The following is a 16,933-nucleotide window of genomic DNA, read 5'->3' on the forward strand; positions in this document are numbered from 1 at the left end:
TAGGTACAACAGGAGTTGTGTTCAAGTTATTAACGAGATAAACCATACTCTTAATCAGGTTTACGATTAAAATTACTACTTGACTTACGCAGTATCATTCATAGCGCAGTCGAAGGGATAGGAACACGCGAGGGTCTTCGACTCCGCTCAGACTGACAGTAATACTAATAACTTAGGCAGAGCACTGAGAATTGTTACTGGCAACTGAACACTGAAACATACATGAAACAGATTGCCACGTCGCGAAATGCTCCTCGCAAAGACGTATGTAAATTTTTATCTGCAAACTGTTACTGCTAACTGTTAATGAGAACAGAACACTAAACACCGAAACTGCCTACTAAATCCTTCAAATACTTTCAATTATTACGTAATTTCGAAGGGTCTAAAGACATGAGCTATGGAGGTTAGTAAAATGAAGAGTTATATTAAAGATGTATTAGATCATATGCCAAGTGATTGGTTGAACCTAACAACGCATCGACTAGATATTTACAATGAAGAATTGGCTAAAGTTCAGTTTTTAGACCAGTTCGAAAATTTAGCTAAAGAGAATAATTCTGATGCCACTGCGCTAAGTAATTTACCTACGGCTTACGATTACATCCGTCTTGGTCACCCATTGTCTTGTATTTTAGAATGGGCAATCGCGACATTAAACAACGTAGCGCCTGAACAGGTGATTAGTTTCTTGTCAAAGACGACTCCTATTTTATCCATCCTAAGAACAAATTTATTAAAGAATACAAATACGCTTATTGCTTATACGGGAGAATTACCTAGTGCTTTTGATGCCGATGTATTACGAGAGATTTACGGCTATACTTTTGAATTAAAGAAAGTAAAGAATATAGCAGATGTAGTTGCGTTCGACGGTAGTACTATTTTTGTATCGCATGATGATGAGATTTCTGCTTCGGATCTTAATACCAATATCGATTTTTACATAGATATATATGCCGATTTAGGTAGTGTTTTATTGGTGAACGGAGAACAGAACAACACCTATATATCAGATATTCAGCATGTGAGACGAAGAGAAACGGTGGCAATGACTCCCGCAAATTGTCTTGATGCGCTACAATCTTTAGTTAATGGAGCTTCTTCTCATATTGATAAATCAAATATAGCTGAGAATAAGGCAAAGGTATTAGATGCCATAAGAGATGTTTCTGGTGCCAATACAATTCCGTTAGTTGCTTCAAGCGGATTATCTATTCAATATGCCATTATGATGGGATTGGTGCACCATGCAATTGAAAATCATAAAGGGAAAGCGATTAAAATTGTTGTTCCTCCAAATTGTTACGGTGGTACTAATGACCAAGCGAGACGTGTGGCTGCTTGTAATGAAAATATAGAAATTGTCGATTTACCTGTAGATGGTGATAATGATATGGTGCAAAGTATTGCTATTGTTTTAGATAAACTAGCGAAAGAAGATGCCATACCATTCATTATTGCCGAAATACCGACAAACCCGAGAGTTGAAGTCCCGGATGTTCATAAATTAAGAGCTGTATTAAGTGCTAAAAGAAAAACGGCAAGTGGGAGTGAGGCTATAGATCCTGTATTTATATTGGATCAAACTTTTTGCCCCAATGTTCACTTTTTAGGGGATGGAGATATTTTGTCATCCGTAAGAACAATTTCATTTGCTAGTGGATCAAAATTCCCAAGTGGTGGTAAATGCACTGCTGGTTATTGTATCGCAAATAAAATAGCGCAACCTTTAATGGATAAAATCGCCTTGCATTTAAGTCTTTGCGATAACGAAGCTACTGACTTACAGTATGAAATTTTAGCAAAGCAAATGCCATCAATGATACAAAGAATTCACGATGCATATGTGAATACCCTTGATTTTGTAAACTTTATAAAGAAGACATTACCTGCCGCTAAAATCAATTTTGTATCAGAAGAATTGGCAAACGAAGGTTTCACGCCATCTGTTTTTTCATTAGACTTGCCTACCAAAGGCGATACCGCTGAAGAAAGAGAATCGTATAAACGAGAAATGAACCATAGGTTAATCAACCTAATGATTACCGAAATACCTAATGAGAGCAAATACTGTGTTAGCTACGGACAGTTAAATGGTTGTTACTGGACGATACCGGCAACTTCTACCCAAGGCACCACTAAAGAAGATGATAAAGACTATATAGCCCGTGTATCACTTTCTCCGAATATGGATGTGGAGCTTCACAAAAATGTTTTTCTGAAGTTTGTTGAAAGTATGTAAAAACTGTTTTAAAAAAGGCTATTCTATATAGCCTTTTTCACGCATCCAATCATCATTGAACATTTTACCAATATAACGACTACCGTGGTCATGAAATAATACGACGACCACATCGTCTTTTGTAAAATGTTCTTTTAATTGCAGCACTCCTTTTATGGCAGATCCTGCAGAGTTACCCAGAAACATGCCTTCTTCTTTGGCTAAACGTTGCGTATAAACAGCACCGTCTTTATCGGTTACTTTGGTGAAACCGTCAATGATGCTGAAGTCAACATTTTTCGGTAAAATATCTTCACCGATACCTTCGGTTACATAAGGGTAGATTTCCTTTTCATCAAAAATGCCTGTTTCGTGGTATTTTTTAAATACACTGCCATAGGTGTCAATTCCCCAAATTTTAATATCCGGATTTTGCTCTTTTAAATACTTGCCTACTCCAGAAATTGTACCTCCAGTACCGACACCCACAACAAAATGTGTGATTTTTCCATCGGTCTGTTTCCAGATTTCTGGTCCCGTGCTTTCGTAGTGTGCTTTTGCATTACTCGGGTTATCGTACTGATTTACGTACCAGCTATTCGGAATCTCAGTAGCTAACCGTTTAGAAACCGAATAATAAGATCTTGGGTCTTCTGGTTCTACAGCTGTCGGACAAACCACAACTTCTGCACCCACAGCTCTCAAAATATCGCACTTTTCTTTGGACTGTTTATCAGCCAGAACAAAAATACATTTGTATCCTTTTATAATAGCAGCTAATGCCAGCCCCATACCTGTATTACCTGAAGTTCCTTCAATAATGGTTCCACCAGGCTGTAGTCTTCCATCAGCTTCTGCATCTTCGATCATCTTTAACGCCATACGATCTTTGACCGAGTTACCAGGGTTAAAAGTCTCGTATTTAGCTAATACTAAACAAGGTAACTCCGCTGTAAGCTTATTCATTTTTACAAGCGGTGTGTTACCAATGGTACCTAGTATATTTTCTGCGTATTCCATAGCTGTTTTTAAAGTCTCTCAAAAGTATAAAACTAGATTGGTATTCGCAATATTGTTGCAGATGCATCAAAAATTATATATAGTATATCGTTCGGATGTTAATGAGACACTACCATAAGATTGAAATTGGCGTATTTTAATTTATCATAATGTCAAAATTATCATTACCATTGATACTTCGATAAATTATTCACAAGTATCGCTTGAGTCCTTTATTAGAATAACATTGTACATAGTCTCTAAGGCACAAACTTCTGCCGGTATAACCCTAAGATTTGCAGTATTACTTATAACCAGTCTGTTAAGATTAATCAAATTTCCTAATTCAGTTGGTAAAGAAGTTAAAATAGAATTTCTCCCAATATCTAAATTATACAAATTCTCAAGATTGCCTATTTGGCTAGGGATTCTCTCCAACGGAGTACCTTCAAGAAACAAATTCTCAAGATTAGTAAGATTATCGATTGTTTCAGGTATCATCGTTATTTCTGTATTTGACATACGTAGATAATTCAAATTCAACATATTAGTGATTGTAAGAGGAAATATTGCAATTGGGTTATCAGCGAAATGTAACTGTTGTAATAGAGGGAAATTAAGTTCTTCAGGAAAAACAGTTATTTGATTATTACTCATAACTAAGAGTTCCAATTGAGTAAGGCTACCTAGTTCAATAGGTAATAATTGTATGTTGTTCGTGTTTAAAGATAATTGTATTAGTTGAGTAAGATTACCAATTTCTGTAGGTATACTATCAATATTATTATCACTTAGATTTAAAAATTGTAAATTAGTAAGGTTAAGTATTGTATTTGGAAATTCAGACAAGTTGTTACCACTAACATCCATTCTCCAAATTTTTGTCAATTGCGATACGCTTTCAGGTAAAGAGGTAAGTTGATTGTTTTGAACGAAAAAGTTACCCATATTGTTCATATCACCTATATTAGCTGGTAATTGAGTAAGCATATTATTTTCTAAATGGAAATAATCTAAGGATGTTAATGTGGTAAATTCATCTGGTAAGGTTGAAATTTCATTTTGACCTAGATTAATATAGGTTAAATTTTCCAAATTTGCGATTTCAGGGTCAACTATAGTAATATTATTATTACTTAAATCCAAATAATCAAGGCTTGAGATTTCATATATTTCATTAGGTATAGCGTTCAATGAATTAGATGACAAATGTAAATTACTTAGTCTTGTAAAACCGCTCATACCTTCTGGAAAGTTGGTGATATTTCTACCTTGAAACTCTAATCTCCTAACTGATTGATTGCCGAAGGTTTCAACAAAAGGTAATTCATTTAAGCTCATAACACTAAAATCCCAACCTAATGTATTATCAGGATTAAGTGCATCAATTTCCATTAAAAGTTGACGATCAGGTTTTAAACCTGTTGTTAAAGAAACTTCATATGTTTTAATATTTCCAGCTTGTGAAGTAACTGTATAAGTAATAGGTTGACTAAAATTATGAGCAACTTTATTCTGGGGTGAAATGGTTGCAAATTCTGAAGTTGTTATAGTTGGTACTAGTTCGTCGATTTCTGTTCCGACCGGAATGGCAATTGTAATAGTATTATCTTCTTCATTGATTGTACCAACAATATCTTCATGAATTTGTCCAAAAATGGTACCGTCATTATTATCCATAGCCAACAAACTAAAATTCACTACATTGCCTTCTTCATTTTCATTTTCTGATATTGAAAGTCGATATTCTTGACTAGTACCATCTTCTGCAGTAACCGTAAATTCTACAGAAGATTCTAAGTCTATTGCTGCTTTACTAGCAGGAACTATAGTTGCGTTTGGAGAAATTTCAATTGTTGGAATTAGACCGTTTAATTCGGTGGCAAATGGAAAACCTCCACTTAGACTTAAAGTATTTTGATCGATTGAAATAGTTATATCTTCATTAAGATTTAAATTATCTTCTTTTAAAAATTTAAAACTTACAATTTCTTTATCTTGACTTTTAACTATAGGTGCTGGGGTATTATCCTCAGTTGGTGAGTCTTTGCTACAAGAGGTTATTAAAATGAATAATGCAGCTATTTTAAAAATTTTTGATTTCATGTAATTTTGGCTATTCAGTTATATAATAAACTGAATTTTAATTTATTTGTTGCTCCTTCCTATTAATTTTTGTGATATATAATGGTACTATAACTCGCATGGGTCTTCGACTGCGCTCAGACTGACAGTAGTTACCTATCTAAAGAAGATAAAAAATACAATAAGTCATTCCTAAATTAAAAGCGGAGTGGCATAGTATTGCTCCCAAAATTGAGCCGGAACCTTCTCTGCAGATATAAAACATAATACTCACCAAAAACATACACAAAACCCATATTGCAGATGGTACTAGCAAAAACTCCCATTGCTGATTATGGAATACTAAACCAAAATGGGAAATATGTACAATAGCAAATGCTGAACTATCTATTATAGATGCCTTATTATTACCTAAGGAATTAGCAAAACTTGAATGAACTATACCTCTAAAAAATAGTTCTTCACCTATGGGACTAAATGTCATACCTATAAATGCCGAAATACCGAAGGTTATTAGTTTTGTTTGTTCGTTTATATCTGTAGATATATTATAAGATTTACTAATATATTGATACCAATTCTCATAGGATTTACCATAAAGTGATTCACCTAAGAAGTAAAGAAACATACTAAAAGTTAAACCAATACAAATTGCTATAATTAGCCAGCTATAGTTTGCAGGTTTTTTGATACCTATTTGATATCTACCATGCTGACTTAGAAATATAAATGGTGCAACGGCCATAAATAGCATCATTATACCAACAAATTGCATATTACCAATTTGATTGCCATGTAAAACCAAAACTATGCGTGGAATACAAAGCAGAAGAATTAAGAACAGACCGAATTTCCAATCGAAAATGAAATACTTATTCCAGAAGGGTTTTAATTCGTTCTTCATATTTTACTAAGCAATATTTACAAATCTATATATTAACAAAATCTTATTTATTAACGAAAGGTAATTTAGTAAAAGGGAATAGACTGATTAGTGAAATGGATTAGGTTTTATTATCGTTGTTGTATTAGATTAATTGCGGGTTTGTGTACGGGGATTTTCCGAAGTAAAACCAGACGTTACAAACTCGTAACGACCTTTGATTTAGCACTAAACCGCAATTATTTTAATACGGTATATTACCAATTAGTTCTGCGAATAACTCAGCCATTTACATTGTCTTTCAAATTTGTCCTAACGTTTAGCTAAGTGGAATTTTAATTCGATTTAGCGTATGCTAGCTAATTTCGATATTTCAAAAATTGCAAGCAACTACTTACCATATAAGTTATTCCCAAGTTACTAAATCATTGACTATTAGATTACAACCCAAAATGATTAATAGGTCCGTTGCCATTACCTAAGGTTTTGTATTTGCCATCGGTTATAGCCTTGTTAACATACTTGCATCCTTTTTTAATGGCAGTTTCGATAGAATCACCCAAACTTAAAAAAGCGGCAATACTTGAAGATAGACTACAACCTGTACCGTGGGTGTTATTGGTAACTATCCTTGGGTTGGTAATAGTGATTGTTTTACCTGTACTGTACTCATAAAACACATCGGTCATATCATTACTATCGGCATCTATATGTCCGCCTTTTAGAAGTACCGAGGTTTTATAGTTTTCTGCTATTTTCTTTGCCATTTCTTCCATGTTATCCCCATTAATTTCTTCATCAATCAACAGTTCAGCTTCTGGAATATTCGGAGTGATTAAATTGACGTGTGGAAGAAAGTTTTTCAGACATTCAATGGCATCATCGGTAATTAATTTATGTCCCGATGTAGTGACCATTACTGGGTCTAAAACAATGTTCTTTAGTTTGTATTCCGCTAGTTTCTCTTGTACTATTTTAATCACTTCGCAAGAATGTAACATTCCAATTTTAACGGCTCCGAATTGAATATCACTTAGCACAGCATCTAATTGCTTTTCTATATGAGAAGTGGGTATGGCGTGTATATCTGTGACTCCTAAAGTATTCTGTGCGGTAGTTGCTGTAATTACCGTAGCAGCATAAGCTCCGCAGGCACTAATACTTTTAATATCTGCTTGTATACCTGCACAACCACCAGAATCGCTACCGGCAATGGACAATACACTGTTGTAAGGTGTTTTTATATCTTCCATGCTTCTTTATTATAGGCGCTGTCCCAAAACATCCATTCTAATTTCGATGCTTTTTCAAAAGCTGATTCCATTTTATGTAAGACGTCATCAGAAGCTTGTGTTGCGTATTTGTTTGTTATGGCTATGGCATTATTTACCGAGGTTGCAAATGCTTCGCCGCCATAAGTATCTATCCAATCTTGATAGGGGTTATCGGCTTTGTTCGTCTGATTCGCTTGTATATAATCTCCAATTTCTTTGTAAATGGTAAAACAAGGCAGAACAGCTGCCAATGCTTCTTCTAATGAATGATTTGCCACTATGCGACTAAGATAACTTGTATATAATTCGCAAGTAGGAGAGGGCTCATGTACTAACTGATTATCTTTTAGAAAAATTTGATGCAAGGCATTTTCTACATTGATAATTCCTGTGGCGGAATCTAGAAAAAACTGGGTATCATCTACATGTTCACATTTTACCCCGATGGTAGCCAGTACTTTTTTGTACTCCGCTAAATACATGACATCTTGATGAATATAAAACTGAAATACTTCTTGCGATAATGTACCGTTCATCAATTCTTTGATAAAAGGCTGTTCTTTTATGGCTTCTATAATATAATCTGTTTGTTCTCTTGCTAGTTGGTACCAGTCTTGCATACTATTTCTTTAAGTTCTTTTGTCGCCGCTTCAGAATCTTCTGCTTTAGAAATGGCAGAAACTACTGCTATACCGTCCGCTCCATTAGCTATAATTTCTTGTGTATTGTCTTTGTGAATTCCTCCTATGCAGACAATAGGTTTTTTATATATCTGTCGTATTTCTTTTAATCCTAAAATACCTAAGGGTTTTGCTAAATCGGTTGTTTTTGTATTCGTAGAAAAAATAGGGGAGATGCCTATATAATCTGCTGCCTGAGCATTAGGCTGCTCGGCTTGTTCTTTATTACTTACCGATAGTCCAATAATCTTACTATTACCTAATAATCTACGTGCAACTTCGTAAGGCATATCGGACTGACCGATGTGTACACCATCTGCATCTATGGCAAGTGCAATATCCAAGCGGTCATTAATAATCAGAGGAATTCCGTAGGTACTACACAATTCTTTACATCTTATTGCACGTTTATAAAATGCCAACGTATTAGAAGTTTTCTCTCGTAATTGAATGATAGTTGCCCCGCCTTTTAAAGCCCCTTCGAGAATAGCAAAAAAGTGGTTGTCATCTCTAATGCTATCATCCGTCACATACATTAAAGCATAGTCTACTTTAGACATTTGTTTTTACTTTTGATGCTAACATATCGGGAGTAATATGATATAAACTATCATAAAAATTCATCTGGAAACTCCCTGGTCCAGCACTTTTTTCATTCGCCATATCTCCCGCAACGCCCATAATTGCCATTGCCGCTGTGGCTGCCAAATGCGCATTTTCTTCCACACCTAAACATGCACCTACCATAGCAGTTGCCGTACAACCCATACCGGTTATTTTCGCCATTAGCGGACTCCCGTTTTCTATTTTAGTAATGGTATCACCAGTAATGATATAATCGGTTTCACCACTAATTACTATCGTGTTATTGAATTTCTTTGATAGTAGGGTAGCACCTTCAATAGCATCTTGCGTATCCATCGTACTATCTACACCTTTTGTAGAATTTGTCAATTTTGCCAATGCCATAATCTCTGAAGCATTACCACGAATTACATTGGGTGTGGCAGCTTTCATAATCATTTGGGCAACTTCTGTTCTATATGCAGACGCACCAACGCCAACTGGATCAAATACAAAGGGAGTATGGGTTGCCTTTGCTTTCTTGGCAGCTAAGAGCATACTTTCTACCCATTTCTCGCTTAACGTTCCCATATTAATAACGAGGGAGGAAGAGATGGTTACAATATCTTCAACTTCTTCAATAGCATGTGCCATAACGGGCGATGCGCCAACGGCCAACAATGCATTTGCTGTGTTGTTCATTACCACGTAATTGGTAATATTATGTACTAGTGGGCTCTTGGTTCTAATTTGGTTTAATACGGTAGCAAAACTGCTCATTGTAATAATTAAATTTATGTTGGTTGATTTATTTTAAACTGAATCAACTAAGTTCACAATAATCAAAAAAAAAGCATGCAAAATCATGTTACCATTGTGATAAGTTATTAACGGGAAGTGTTTAAAAAAGGAATTTAAATTAGCGGGCGTAATTAATCATTTTTCGTGAAATACCCTTCGTTAGATACAGCTGCATCGCTAACGCTTATACTTGCTGTTTTAAACCACACTTCAGCATAATTACCATCTGCATATTGCTTTTGAATATGGCCCATTGCTTGCCTAACAAATAGATTGGTGACACCGAATAATATAAAAAATGGAGTACAAGTTAGTACAGCAGTCATCCATCGAATAGCAAATTCACCTGTAATATGGTATAACATTTCTAGGGTAGACAAACCTTCTTTACCACCGTTATCTACCAATGATAAATGAAAGCCATTAGTCATATCAATTTTAAACATATTGCTTAAAATGAATAATGGAAGAATAGCTAAAATAGCAACAATCAACCAACCATAATTTCTCTTTAAAAATGCCATATTATAATGAAGCTTTTAATTCATTCAATTCTTTTTCCAAAGCTTCAGATCTTGCTTTGAACTTTTCCATAGCTTTCTTTAATTGACCTATTTTTTTAAAGGCTTCTTCATCTTGTACAGCTGTATAATCCGTTTGACCATCAACCTCTTTTATTTTCGATTTGCTACCACAAGTTGGGCAATTTGCTACTTGGCTCATAAACGTATTATTTAATTCTTATTAATACTACTTTACCTTCGAATATACTTTCTAGCGTATACTTATCATTTTCACCAACTTCCTTTAAAAATGCACGAGATTCGCGCATTTCGGCATTATCAACATAAATTATGGTATGGGTATGAAAGTTTGACTCTAGAATATTGAATAGGGGTTGATACAAATCTTTCCAACCATCTAAGAACAATAAATCTATAGGCTCTTTATGGTTTTGTAAAGTTTGCATGGCATCACCAATTCTTACATCGATGATATTGGATACTTCCGCTTTCTTAAAATTCTCTATAGCCTTTTCAGCCTTTGAAGCAATTAACTCGGTGGTAATAATTCTGCCTTTCGTTTCTAAGGCACCTTGCGCTAAAAATAAGGTAGAGATACCAAATGAGGTTCCGAATTCTACAATATTCTTAAGCTTATTTTTCTTTATTAAATCTACTAAAAACAATCCTTGTTCTTCTGATATAGATAGATAGGCATGTTTAAAATCTTCAGGCTGCATTGGTCTTAGTATACTCTTGACCAAACCTTTTATAATTCTAGTTTTATCGTTTTTAGCATCATTAAATAATTCAAACAAAGTAGCTGTAATAGGATTATGCGCTGCTGTTATCATATTATTTTTTTAAAAAAATTAGAAGGAATACCATTGACTACAGATATTCCTTCTTGATTTATTTTTAATATTTAAAATTTAGCGTTTGGATTCTTCCAATCAGATTTTGCAGGAATAGTAGCTATCACATCCCAGTGCTCAACTATTAATCCGTTCTCTAGTCTGAACAAATCATAATATGCCGTATGGTCTCCTTTTCCGAATTTACCTTCACTAACACTTAATACAAAGTTCCCTTGCCCTAAGACCATATGAAGATTATCATACTCCATTACTAATCCGTTTTCTGCGAAATACTTCATTGCAGCTCCAAAACCTTCTAAACCGTCTGCAACTGCAGGATTATGTTGTACATATTCTTTAGGATTGATGTAGCTAGCCACTTTATCCATTTGATGATTTAACAATACATCTTCAATAAATCCTCTAACTACTGCTTTATTAGCTTCAGTCTTGTCTAAATCTGTAAGTGCAGTTGCACCATCGAACTGAGTATGGCCACTTGGATTTGGTTTTTGAACCTCTAAAAGATTATCCCAGTGCTCAACAATTAATCCGTCTTCAAAACGAAAAATATCAAATGCAGCTTTTGGTCCGAAGAAATCATATTCTGTTTGTGCAAAAACATAATCACCATCTTGAAACGCACGAACAACGTTTGCTTTAAATCCGCCTTCTGGAGCATGTTGCATTAATTCTCCAAAACCTTGTAAACCATCTGCAACACCTAAGTTGTGTTGAATGTATTTGTTTGGATTTATGTAAGAAATTGGAGTTTGATCACCTGTATTAAAGCTGTTTAACAAAGCAACTACTTTATCCTTATTTGATAGCGTTACGTTTTTCAAAGAAGATAAAGATTGGAATCTCATCATATCTATAGTAAACTGATCCATCATTCCCATAAACTCTTTGGCTACGGGAGCATTCATGAAATCATTGATTACAGCATCTGAATCTGCTTTTGTATCCCAATAAACGACTGCTACTTGTTCACCAGAGTCATTGTATCCCGTAATACGTTGTAAAAAGCCTTTTTGTTTTTCCGTAAACTTTGGACCAACATTTTTATTTACTTTATTGAAAGCTTTTAAATCAGTACCTTCTTTTGTGTTGAAAGTCATTACCTCGGTAAACCTACTATTGGTTGCTGTAAATTCATCTGTTATGGTGAAACGAGACATTTTCATGGTAGACCCTTCAATCATATTGGCATAGTTTGCCACAGATGAATCTGACATAAATTTATCCATAGACGCTTTGGCATCTGCAAGTGATTTCCAATATATCAATACTACATACTTACCTTGTTCATCTACACCACTTTGACGTCTAATATAACCAGGTTGTTTACTTGTAAAAGTCTCTTCTATTTCAGCATCTAGGGCATTGAATTCTAATTCACTTGCCGTGGTTTTTAGATTAAAACTAGTTACTTCTAAAACTGTTTCTACTTTTTTATCTTCAGTGTTACAACTAGCTATTGCCATTGTAAAAAGACTTAATACTATTAATTTAAATTTCATAATGTTCATTTTATTTAGTGTTATTTACACTGCAAAACTAATGGTACATTAATCTGTTTTGATTATCAATATGATGCTAAGAATGGTAAATGTGAGATTTCTAGAGTTGCTTGTTTCTGAACTCTTTAGGAGATAGATTCATGTTCTTTTTAAAGAACTTGGTAAAATTGGTGAGTTCGTCAAAACCGGTATCAAAAGCAATTTCCTTAAAACTTTTATTCGTACTTACAATAGCACGCTTTATTTCTAATACTACATAGCTATCAATGAATGTTTTAGCGGTATTCAACGTGAATTCTTTAACTATTTCATTAAGATGTTTTGTGGTAATAGATAGCATTTCTGCGTAATCTTTTACATTTCTAGTTTTTATATAATGCTCTTCAACTAAATTTTTAAATGTAATAAAGACGGGGTAGTATTTTGAGTTGTTCTGCTCTATATTATTCTGCGAATTCCGCTCTAATCGTAATAAATACAAATCTATTAAAGCTGCGACAATATTAATTTGAGCAAAGGTATTAGTGTTTCTAAGCTCTAAACTTAGCTCTTTTAAAAACTCTTCGTTAAGAGATTCGTTATTAGAAATAGGAGAGGTAATATGGTAATTATACAGATGAGAAATAATAGCTATGGAAGATTTTGAAAAATGATTTAAGACGAAATCTTCTGTAAAAATTAATAAGAAACCTTCATAATCTGCATTTTTTTGAAACGCGTGTATTTGTCCTTTTGCAATTTTAAGAACTGAACCTTTTTTTAAAGGATATTCTTTTAAATCTATGGTATGTTTTCCTGTTCCTTTGGTAACAATCAATAAAGCGAAAAAATGGATTCTATGAGATAGGGTAGGGTCATGGTCTGCCATCTCAGGTATTCTTGCGAATAGCTCTGTTAATATTAAGCACTCAAAATCTTTTGTGTTTTTGGGACCTTGAAACGATATGTTAGGAATTTCTTTCAAATTAAAAAATGTAGAGCTTTAATAGCTAATAGGCAATTCTACTCTAACCATATCCCAAGCTATATACATAACACCAACTCCTTCTTCTACATCTTCAAATTGAATAGAAAATTCTTCAACTGGCTGCTGGTTTTTTAATACATGAGCATCAACTCTTAAAACATCATTGTTTTTATCATAACTATAATGACCCCAGTTATCTATAGCTGTATTGAAGATAATAGTCCATTGCTTTTCAGTAGGTATGGCGTACATAGAATATGTACCTTTTTTAAGTAATTTTCCATCTATTTTAACGTCTTTGTACACCTTAATTTCTGTAGCCTCATTAGCACCTAGACGCCATATTTCATTGTATTTGACCATACCACCAAAAACTTGTCGTCGATTTTTCTGTGGTCTACTGTAATCAATTTTTAAAACAGGAAATTCAGGAAGGTTTCTTTCAGGAGCAAATTTTAAGTCATGGGCAAAATGATCAGGTAAATACACTCTGTCTAGCGGACTTTTATCTAAGCCTCTATATTCTTGAGCTGATAGAACTGTGATGAATAAACTATAAGTGGCAACGACGGCGATAAATCTTCTCATACTACTTTTTATGTTGAATAAATTACTATGGGAATTTAAGAATTATCAGCCAATTTAGAGATTATGCCTAGTACATCTATTTACTTCACTTCATTTTTCAACTCCGTATTATTCTTAAAAGCTTTTATGTTCTCTAGGGTTGTTATCGTTATTTGATTCATAGCTTCTTTAGTAAAATAGGCTTGGTGCGAAGTAATCAATACATTTGGGAAACTCAACAACCTCAATATTTGCTCATCTTGAATGATATGTTCAGATAAATCTTCAAAGAATAGATTCTCTTCTTGCTCATATACATCAATACCTAAGTAGCCAATTCTCTTGGTTATTAAACCTTCAATAGCATCTGCAGTATTAATTAACGCGCCACGGCTCGTATTAATAATCATAACTCCTTCTTTCATTTCTGCAATGGAAGATTTGTTGACAATATGTTTGGTGTGTTTGTTTAGCGGACAATGAAGAGATAAGATGTCGGACTGTTTAAATACTTCTTCTAATGAACCATATTTTACCCCCAATTCTAACAACTCTTGATTCTCGGCAATATCATAAGCAATAATATTACAACCGAAACCTTTAATTATTTTGCAAAAGGTAGCTCCGATTTGTCCTGTTCCGATAACACCGACCGTTTTTTTATGCAGATTGAAACCTATCAAGTTTTTCAACGAAAAGTTACCTTCCCTAACTCTATTGTAAGCTTTATGTGTTTTTCTATTTAAGGTTAATATCAGTGCCAATGCATGCTCTGCCACTGCCTCTGGTGAATATGCAGGTACTCTGACCACTTTTATGTTATTACTTTTAGCTGCTTCTAAATCTACATTATTATAACCTGCGCAGCGTAATGCTATTAATTTTACTCCGTTAGCGGCTAATACCTCAAACGTTGCTTTGTCGACAACATCATTTACAAAAACACAAACTACATCACTGCCTGTGGTTAGTTTAGCCGTGTCTGAATTTAATGCAGTTTCATAGAATGAGAACGTATATTGGTGAGTATCGTTGTACGTTTCGAAGTATTCTTGGTCATAAGATTTTGTACTAAAAACAGCTATTTTCATAAAAACTCTATTGGTAATTTATTAGGGAATAAAATTACTTAATGGAACTTGAAATTTTATGACAATTATCAGGTTTGTAATTATGTTTTCGGGTCTTTTCTAAACAACTCAATCAAGTCAAACACTAGAACACAAAAAACTACCCAGATGAATCCGGCAATGAATCCGCCAGCGATATCTGATGGAAAATGAACTCCCAAATAAATTCTGCTTATACCTATGCTTAGAATAATAGTAATTAAGGCGATAATCAATACATATTTTATCACCTTTTGAATATTGAACTTGGTGACTAGAAAAATTAAGAATCCGTAGAATGCCATAGCACTCATTGCATGGCCGCTAGGGTAACTCAGCGTTTCTACAGAAACTAAATGTTCTATTCCTGGTCTTGCGCGATCAATAAATCGTTTTAACATCATATTCGAAATTGTTGCCAATGCCAATACCATGGTCGCTTGTACAACATATTTCCAACGTTTAAATACCAATAAGGATATTAAAAGGAATATCACTAATACAATTAAATATCCGTACGTATCACCAACATTAGTCATAAACTTAAAGTAAGATGTTAAGCCCGGTGATCGATAAGAAATTACATAATCGGTAATCGTGGTATCATACGTAGCAAGGGTTTCTGTTTTTAAAGTTTCAGTTAATTCTACAAATAAATTTATACCGCCTACGACTATTATCAAAGCTACAATAACCGTAATAACGTATGGTAAGGTGGTATTGTACTGGTTTAATTTATTCGCTAAAAATTCTCGAAGCGATTTTATAAATGTGTAAAGCGATTTTTTCATAAAACGTACTATTGTTTATTTTGTAAACATAGTAGATAATGGGCATATCTTCTGTTTCAAATAAATTGATAACTGACTCGATTGAATTAATGCCTGTGTTTTAAATTAGGGAACCTAGTTTTCAAATTTGGAGAGGTATACCTTGAACCCTTATCTTTATACGATAATAGAATTGTTAGAAATTATGAAATCACCCAACTGGAAAACAGCTATAGAATTTGATGATATTACCTATAAAAAATGTGACGGCGTAGCGCGTATTGCATTTAACCGACCTAATGTGCGAAATGCTTTTAGACCACATACGACAAGCGAGCTTATAAAAGCTTTTTATGATGCTCAAGAAGATACCTCGATTGGAGTAGTTTTACTTTCTGCGGAAGGTCCTTCAACTAAAGACGGCATATGGTCTTTTTGTTCTGGTGGTGATCAAAAGGCTAGGGGAGAGAAAGGATATGTTGGTCAAGATGGTCAGCACCGTTTGAATATATTAGAAATTCAGCGGATGATTCGCTTTATGCCAAAAGTGGTTATTTGCGTTGTACCGGGATGGGCCGTAGGTGGCGGACATAGTTTGCACGTAGTTTGCGATATGACGTTAGCTAGTAAAGAACATGCTATTTTTAAACAAACCGATGCCGATGTAACTAGCTTTGATGGCGGATACGGTTCTGCATACCTAGCTAAAATGGTGGGACAGAAAAAAGCACGTGAAATATTCTTTTTAGGCAGAAACTATTCTGCACAAGATGCTTTTGATATGGGTATGGTAAATGCCGTAATACCACATGACGAGTTAGAAGATACTGCTTTTCAATGGGCACAAGAGGTTTTAGAAAAATCGCCTATTTCAATAAAAATGCTAAAATTCTCTATGAACCTTACCGACGACGGAATGGTGGGACAACAAGTATTTGCAGGTGAAGCAACAAGATTAGCCTACATGACCGAAGAAGCTAAAGAAGGTAGAAATGCTTTTCTAGAAAAACGTAAACCAAATTTCGGTAAAGACAATTGGCTACCGTAAGTTGGTTGTTCGTTGATGGTTGTTCGTTGATGGTTGTTCGTTGATGGTTGTTCGTTGATGGTTGTTCGTTGATGGTTGT

Annotated in this window: 17 protein-coding genes; 2 read left to right on the plus strand and 15 right to left on the minus strand. The window is 34.4% G+C overall.

The window, feature by feature from the left end:
- Positions 1 to 400 precede the first annotated feature (400 nt).
- Positions 401 to 2,245, plus strand: a complete 1,845-nt coding sequence (locus ACEN2N_RS18095; RefSeq protein WP_441825638.1) for a cystathionine beta-synthase — start codon at positions 401 to 403, stop codon at positions 2,243 to 2,245.
- Positions 2,246 to 2,263: 18 nt separating this feature from the next.
- Here ACEN2N_RS18095 and ACEN2N_RS18100 read toward each other — a convergent pair whose 3' ends face one another.
- The 15 genes from ACEN2N_RS18100 to ACEN2N_RS18170 form a co-directional block, all read right to left on the minus strand.
- Positions 2,264 to 3,244: a PLP-dependent cysteine synthase family protein gene (locus ACEN2N_RS18100; RefSeq protein WP_423999824.1), complete on the minus strand. Its 981-nt coding sequence runs from the start codon at positions 3,242 to 3,244 to the stop codon at positions 2,264 to 2,266.
- A gap of 186 nt (positions 3,245 to 3,430) precedes the next feature.
- Positions 3,431 to 5,329, minus strand: coding sequence for a leucine-rich repeat domain-containing protein (locus ACEN2N_RS18105; protein WP_441825639.1), 1,899 nt, complete (start codon positions 5,327 to 5,329; stop codon positions 3,431 to 3,433).
- A gap of 139 nt (positions 5,330 to 5,468) precedes the next feature.
- Positions 5,469 to 6,212: a CPBP family intramembrane glutamic endopeptidase gene (locus tag ACEN2N_RS18110; RefSeq protein ID WP_441825640.1), complete on the minus strand. Its 744-nt coding sequence runs from the start codon at positions 6,210 to 6,212 to the stop codon at positions 5,469 to 5,471.
- Positions 6,213 to 6,631: 419 nt separating this feature from the next.
- The gene (thiD, locus tag ACEN2N_RS18115) at positions 6,632 to 7,444 is read right to left on the minus strand and encodes a bifunctional hydroxymethylpyrimidine kinase/phosphomethylpyrimidine kinase (RefSeq protein ID WP_441825641.1); all 813 of its coding nucleotides are present in this window, start codon (positions 7,442 to 7,444) and stop codon (positions 6,632 to 6,634) included.
- Positions 7,432 to 8,085 carry a thiaminase II gene (gene tenA, locus ACEN2N_RS18120; RefSeq protein ID WP_441825642.1) on the minus strand — a complete coding sequence of 218 codons (654 nt, stop codon included), beginning with the start codon at positions 8,083 to 8,085 and terminating at the stop codon, positions 7,432 to 7,434. Before tenA ends, thiD begins: the two co-directional genes overlap by 13 nt.
- Positions 8,064 to 8,705 carry a thiamine phosphate synthase gene (gene thiE / locus ACEN2N_RS18125; RefSeq protein ID WP_441825643.1) on the minus strand — a complete coding sequence of 214 codons (642 nt, stop codon included), beginning with the start codon at positions 8,703 to 8,705 and terminating at the stop codon, positions 8,064 to 8,066. The genes tenA and thiE overlap by 22 nt, the downstream gene beginning before the upstream one ends.
- Complete coding sequence (thiM, locus tag ACEN2N_RS18130) at positions 8,698 to 9,489, minus strand: hydroxyethylthiazole kinase (RefSeq protein WP_441825644.1); 792 nt, start codon at positions 9,487 to 9,489, stop codon at positions 8,698 to 8,700. Before thiM ends, thiE begins: the two co-directional genes overlap by 8 nt.
- 152 nt (positions 9,490 to 9,641) lie before the next feature.
- Positions 9,642 to 10,034 (minus strand): hypothetical protein, encoded by a 393-nt coding sequence (locus ACEN2N_RS18135; RefSeq protein WP_441825645.1) that lies wholly within the window; start codon positions 10,032 to 10,034, stop codon positions 9,642 to 9,644.
- A gap of 1 nt (position 10,035) precedes the next feature.
- Complete coding sequence (locus ACEN2N_RS18140; RefSeq protein WP_441825646.1) at positions 10,036 to 10,233, minus strand: hypothetical protein; 198 nt, start codon at positions 10,231 to 10,233, stop codon at positions 10,036 to 10,038.
- A 7-nt stretch (positions 10,234 to 10,240) separates the two neighbouring features.
- The gene (locus ACEN2N_RS18145) at positions 10,241 to 10,867 is read right to left on the minus strand and encodes an O-methyltransferase (protein WP_441825647.1); all 627 of its coding nucleotides are present in this window, start codon (positions 10,865 to 10,867) and stop codon (positions 10,241 to 10,243) included.
- Between the two features lie 71 nt (positions 10,868 to 10,938).
- A complete protein-coding gene (locus ACEN2N_RS18150) occupies positions 10,939 to 12,393 on the minus strand; it encodes a nuclear transport factor 2 family protein (RefSeq protein WP_441825648.1) in 1,455 nt (484 codons plus the stop codon).
- Between the two features lie 100 nt (positions 12,394 to 12,493).
- Positions 12,494 to 13,357 carry a helix-turn-helix domain-containing protein gene (locus ACEN2N_RS18155; protein ID WP_441825649.1) on the minus strand — a complete coding sequence of 288 codons (864 nt, stop codon included), beginning with the start codon at positions 13,355 to 13,357 and terminating at the stop codon, positions 12,494 to 12,496.
- An 18-nt stretch (positions 13,358 to 13,375) separates the two neighbouring features.
- A complete protein-coding gene (locus tag ACEN2N_RS18160) occupies positions 13,376 to 13,948 on the minus strand; it encodes a DUF2911 domain-containing protein (protein WP_441825650.1) in 573 nt (190 codons plus the stop codon).
- Between the two features lie 80 nt (positions 13,949 to 14,028).
- The gene (locus ACEN2N_RS18165; RefSeq protein WP_441825651.1) at positions 14,029 to 15,018 is read right to left on the minus strand and encodes a 2-hydroxyacid dehydrogenase; all 990 of its coding nucleotides are present in this window, start codon (positions 15,016 to 15,018) and stop codon (positions 14,029 to 14,031) included.
- 80 nt (positions 15,019 to 15,098) lie between these two features.
- Positions 15,099 to 15,827: a phosphatase PAP2 family protein gene (locus ACEN2N_RS18170; protein ID WP_441825652.1), complete on the minus strand. Its 729-nt coding sequence runs from the start codon at positions 15,825 to 15,827 to the stop codon at positions 15,099 to 15,101.
- Positions 15,828 to 16,011: 184 nt separating this feature from the next.
- Between ACEN2N_RS18170 and ACEN2N_RS18175 the strand changes: the two genes are divergently transcribed.
- Complete coding sequence (locus ACEN2N_RS18175; protein WP_441825653.1) at positions 16,012 to 16,854, plus strand: 1,4-dihydroxy-2-naphthoyl-CoA synthase; 843 nt, start codon at positions 16,012 to 16,014, stop codon at positions 16,852 to 16,854.
- The last annotated feature ends 79 nt before the right edge of the window (positions 16,855 to 16,933 follow it).

It is taken from the genome of Maribacter spongiicola, assembly GCF_052119685.1.
Classification (GTDB): Bacteria; Bacteroidota; Bacteroidia; order Flavobacteriales; family Flavobacteriaceae; genus Maribacter; species Maribacter spongiicola_A.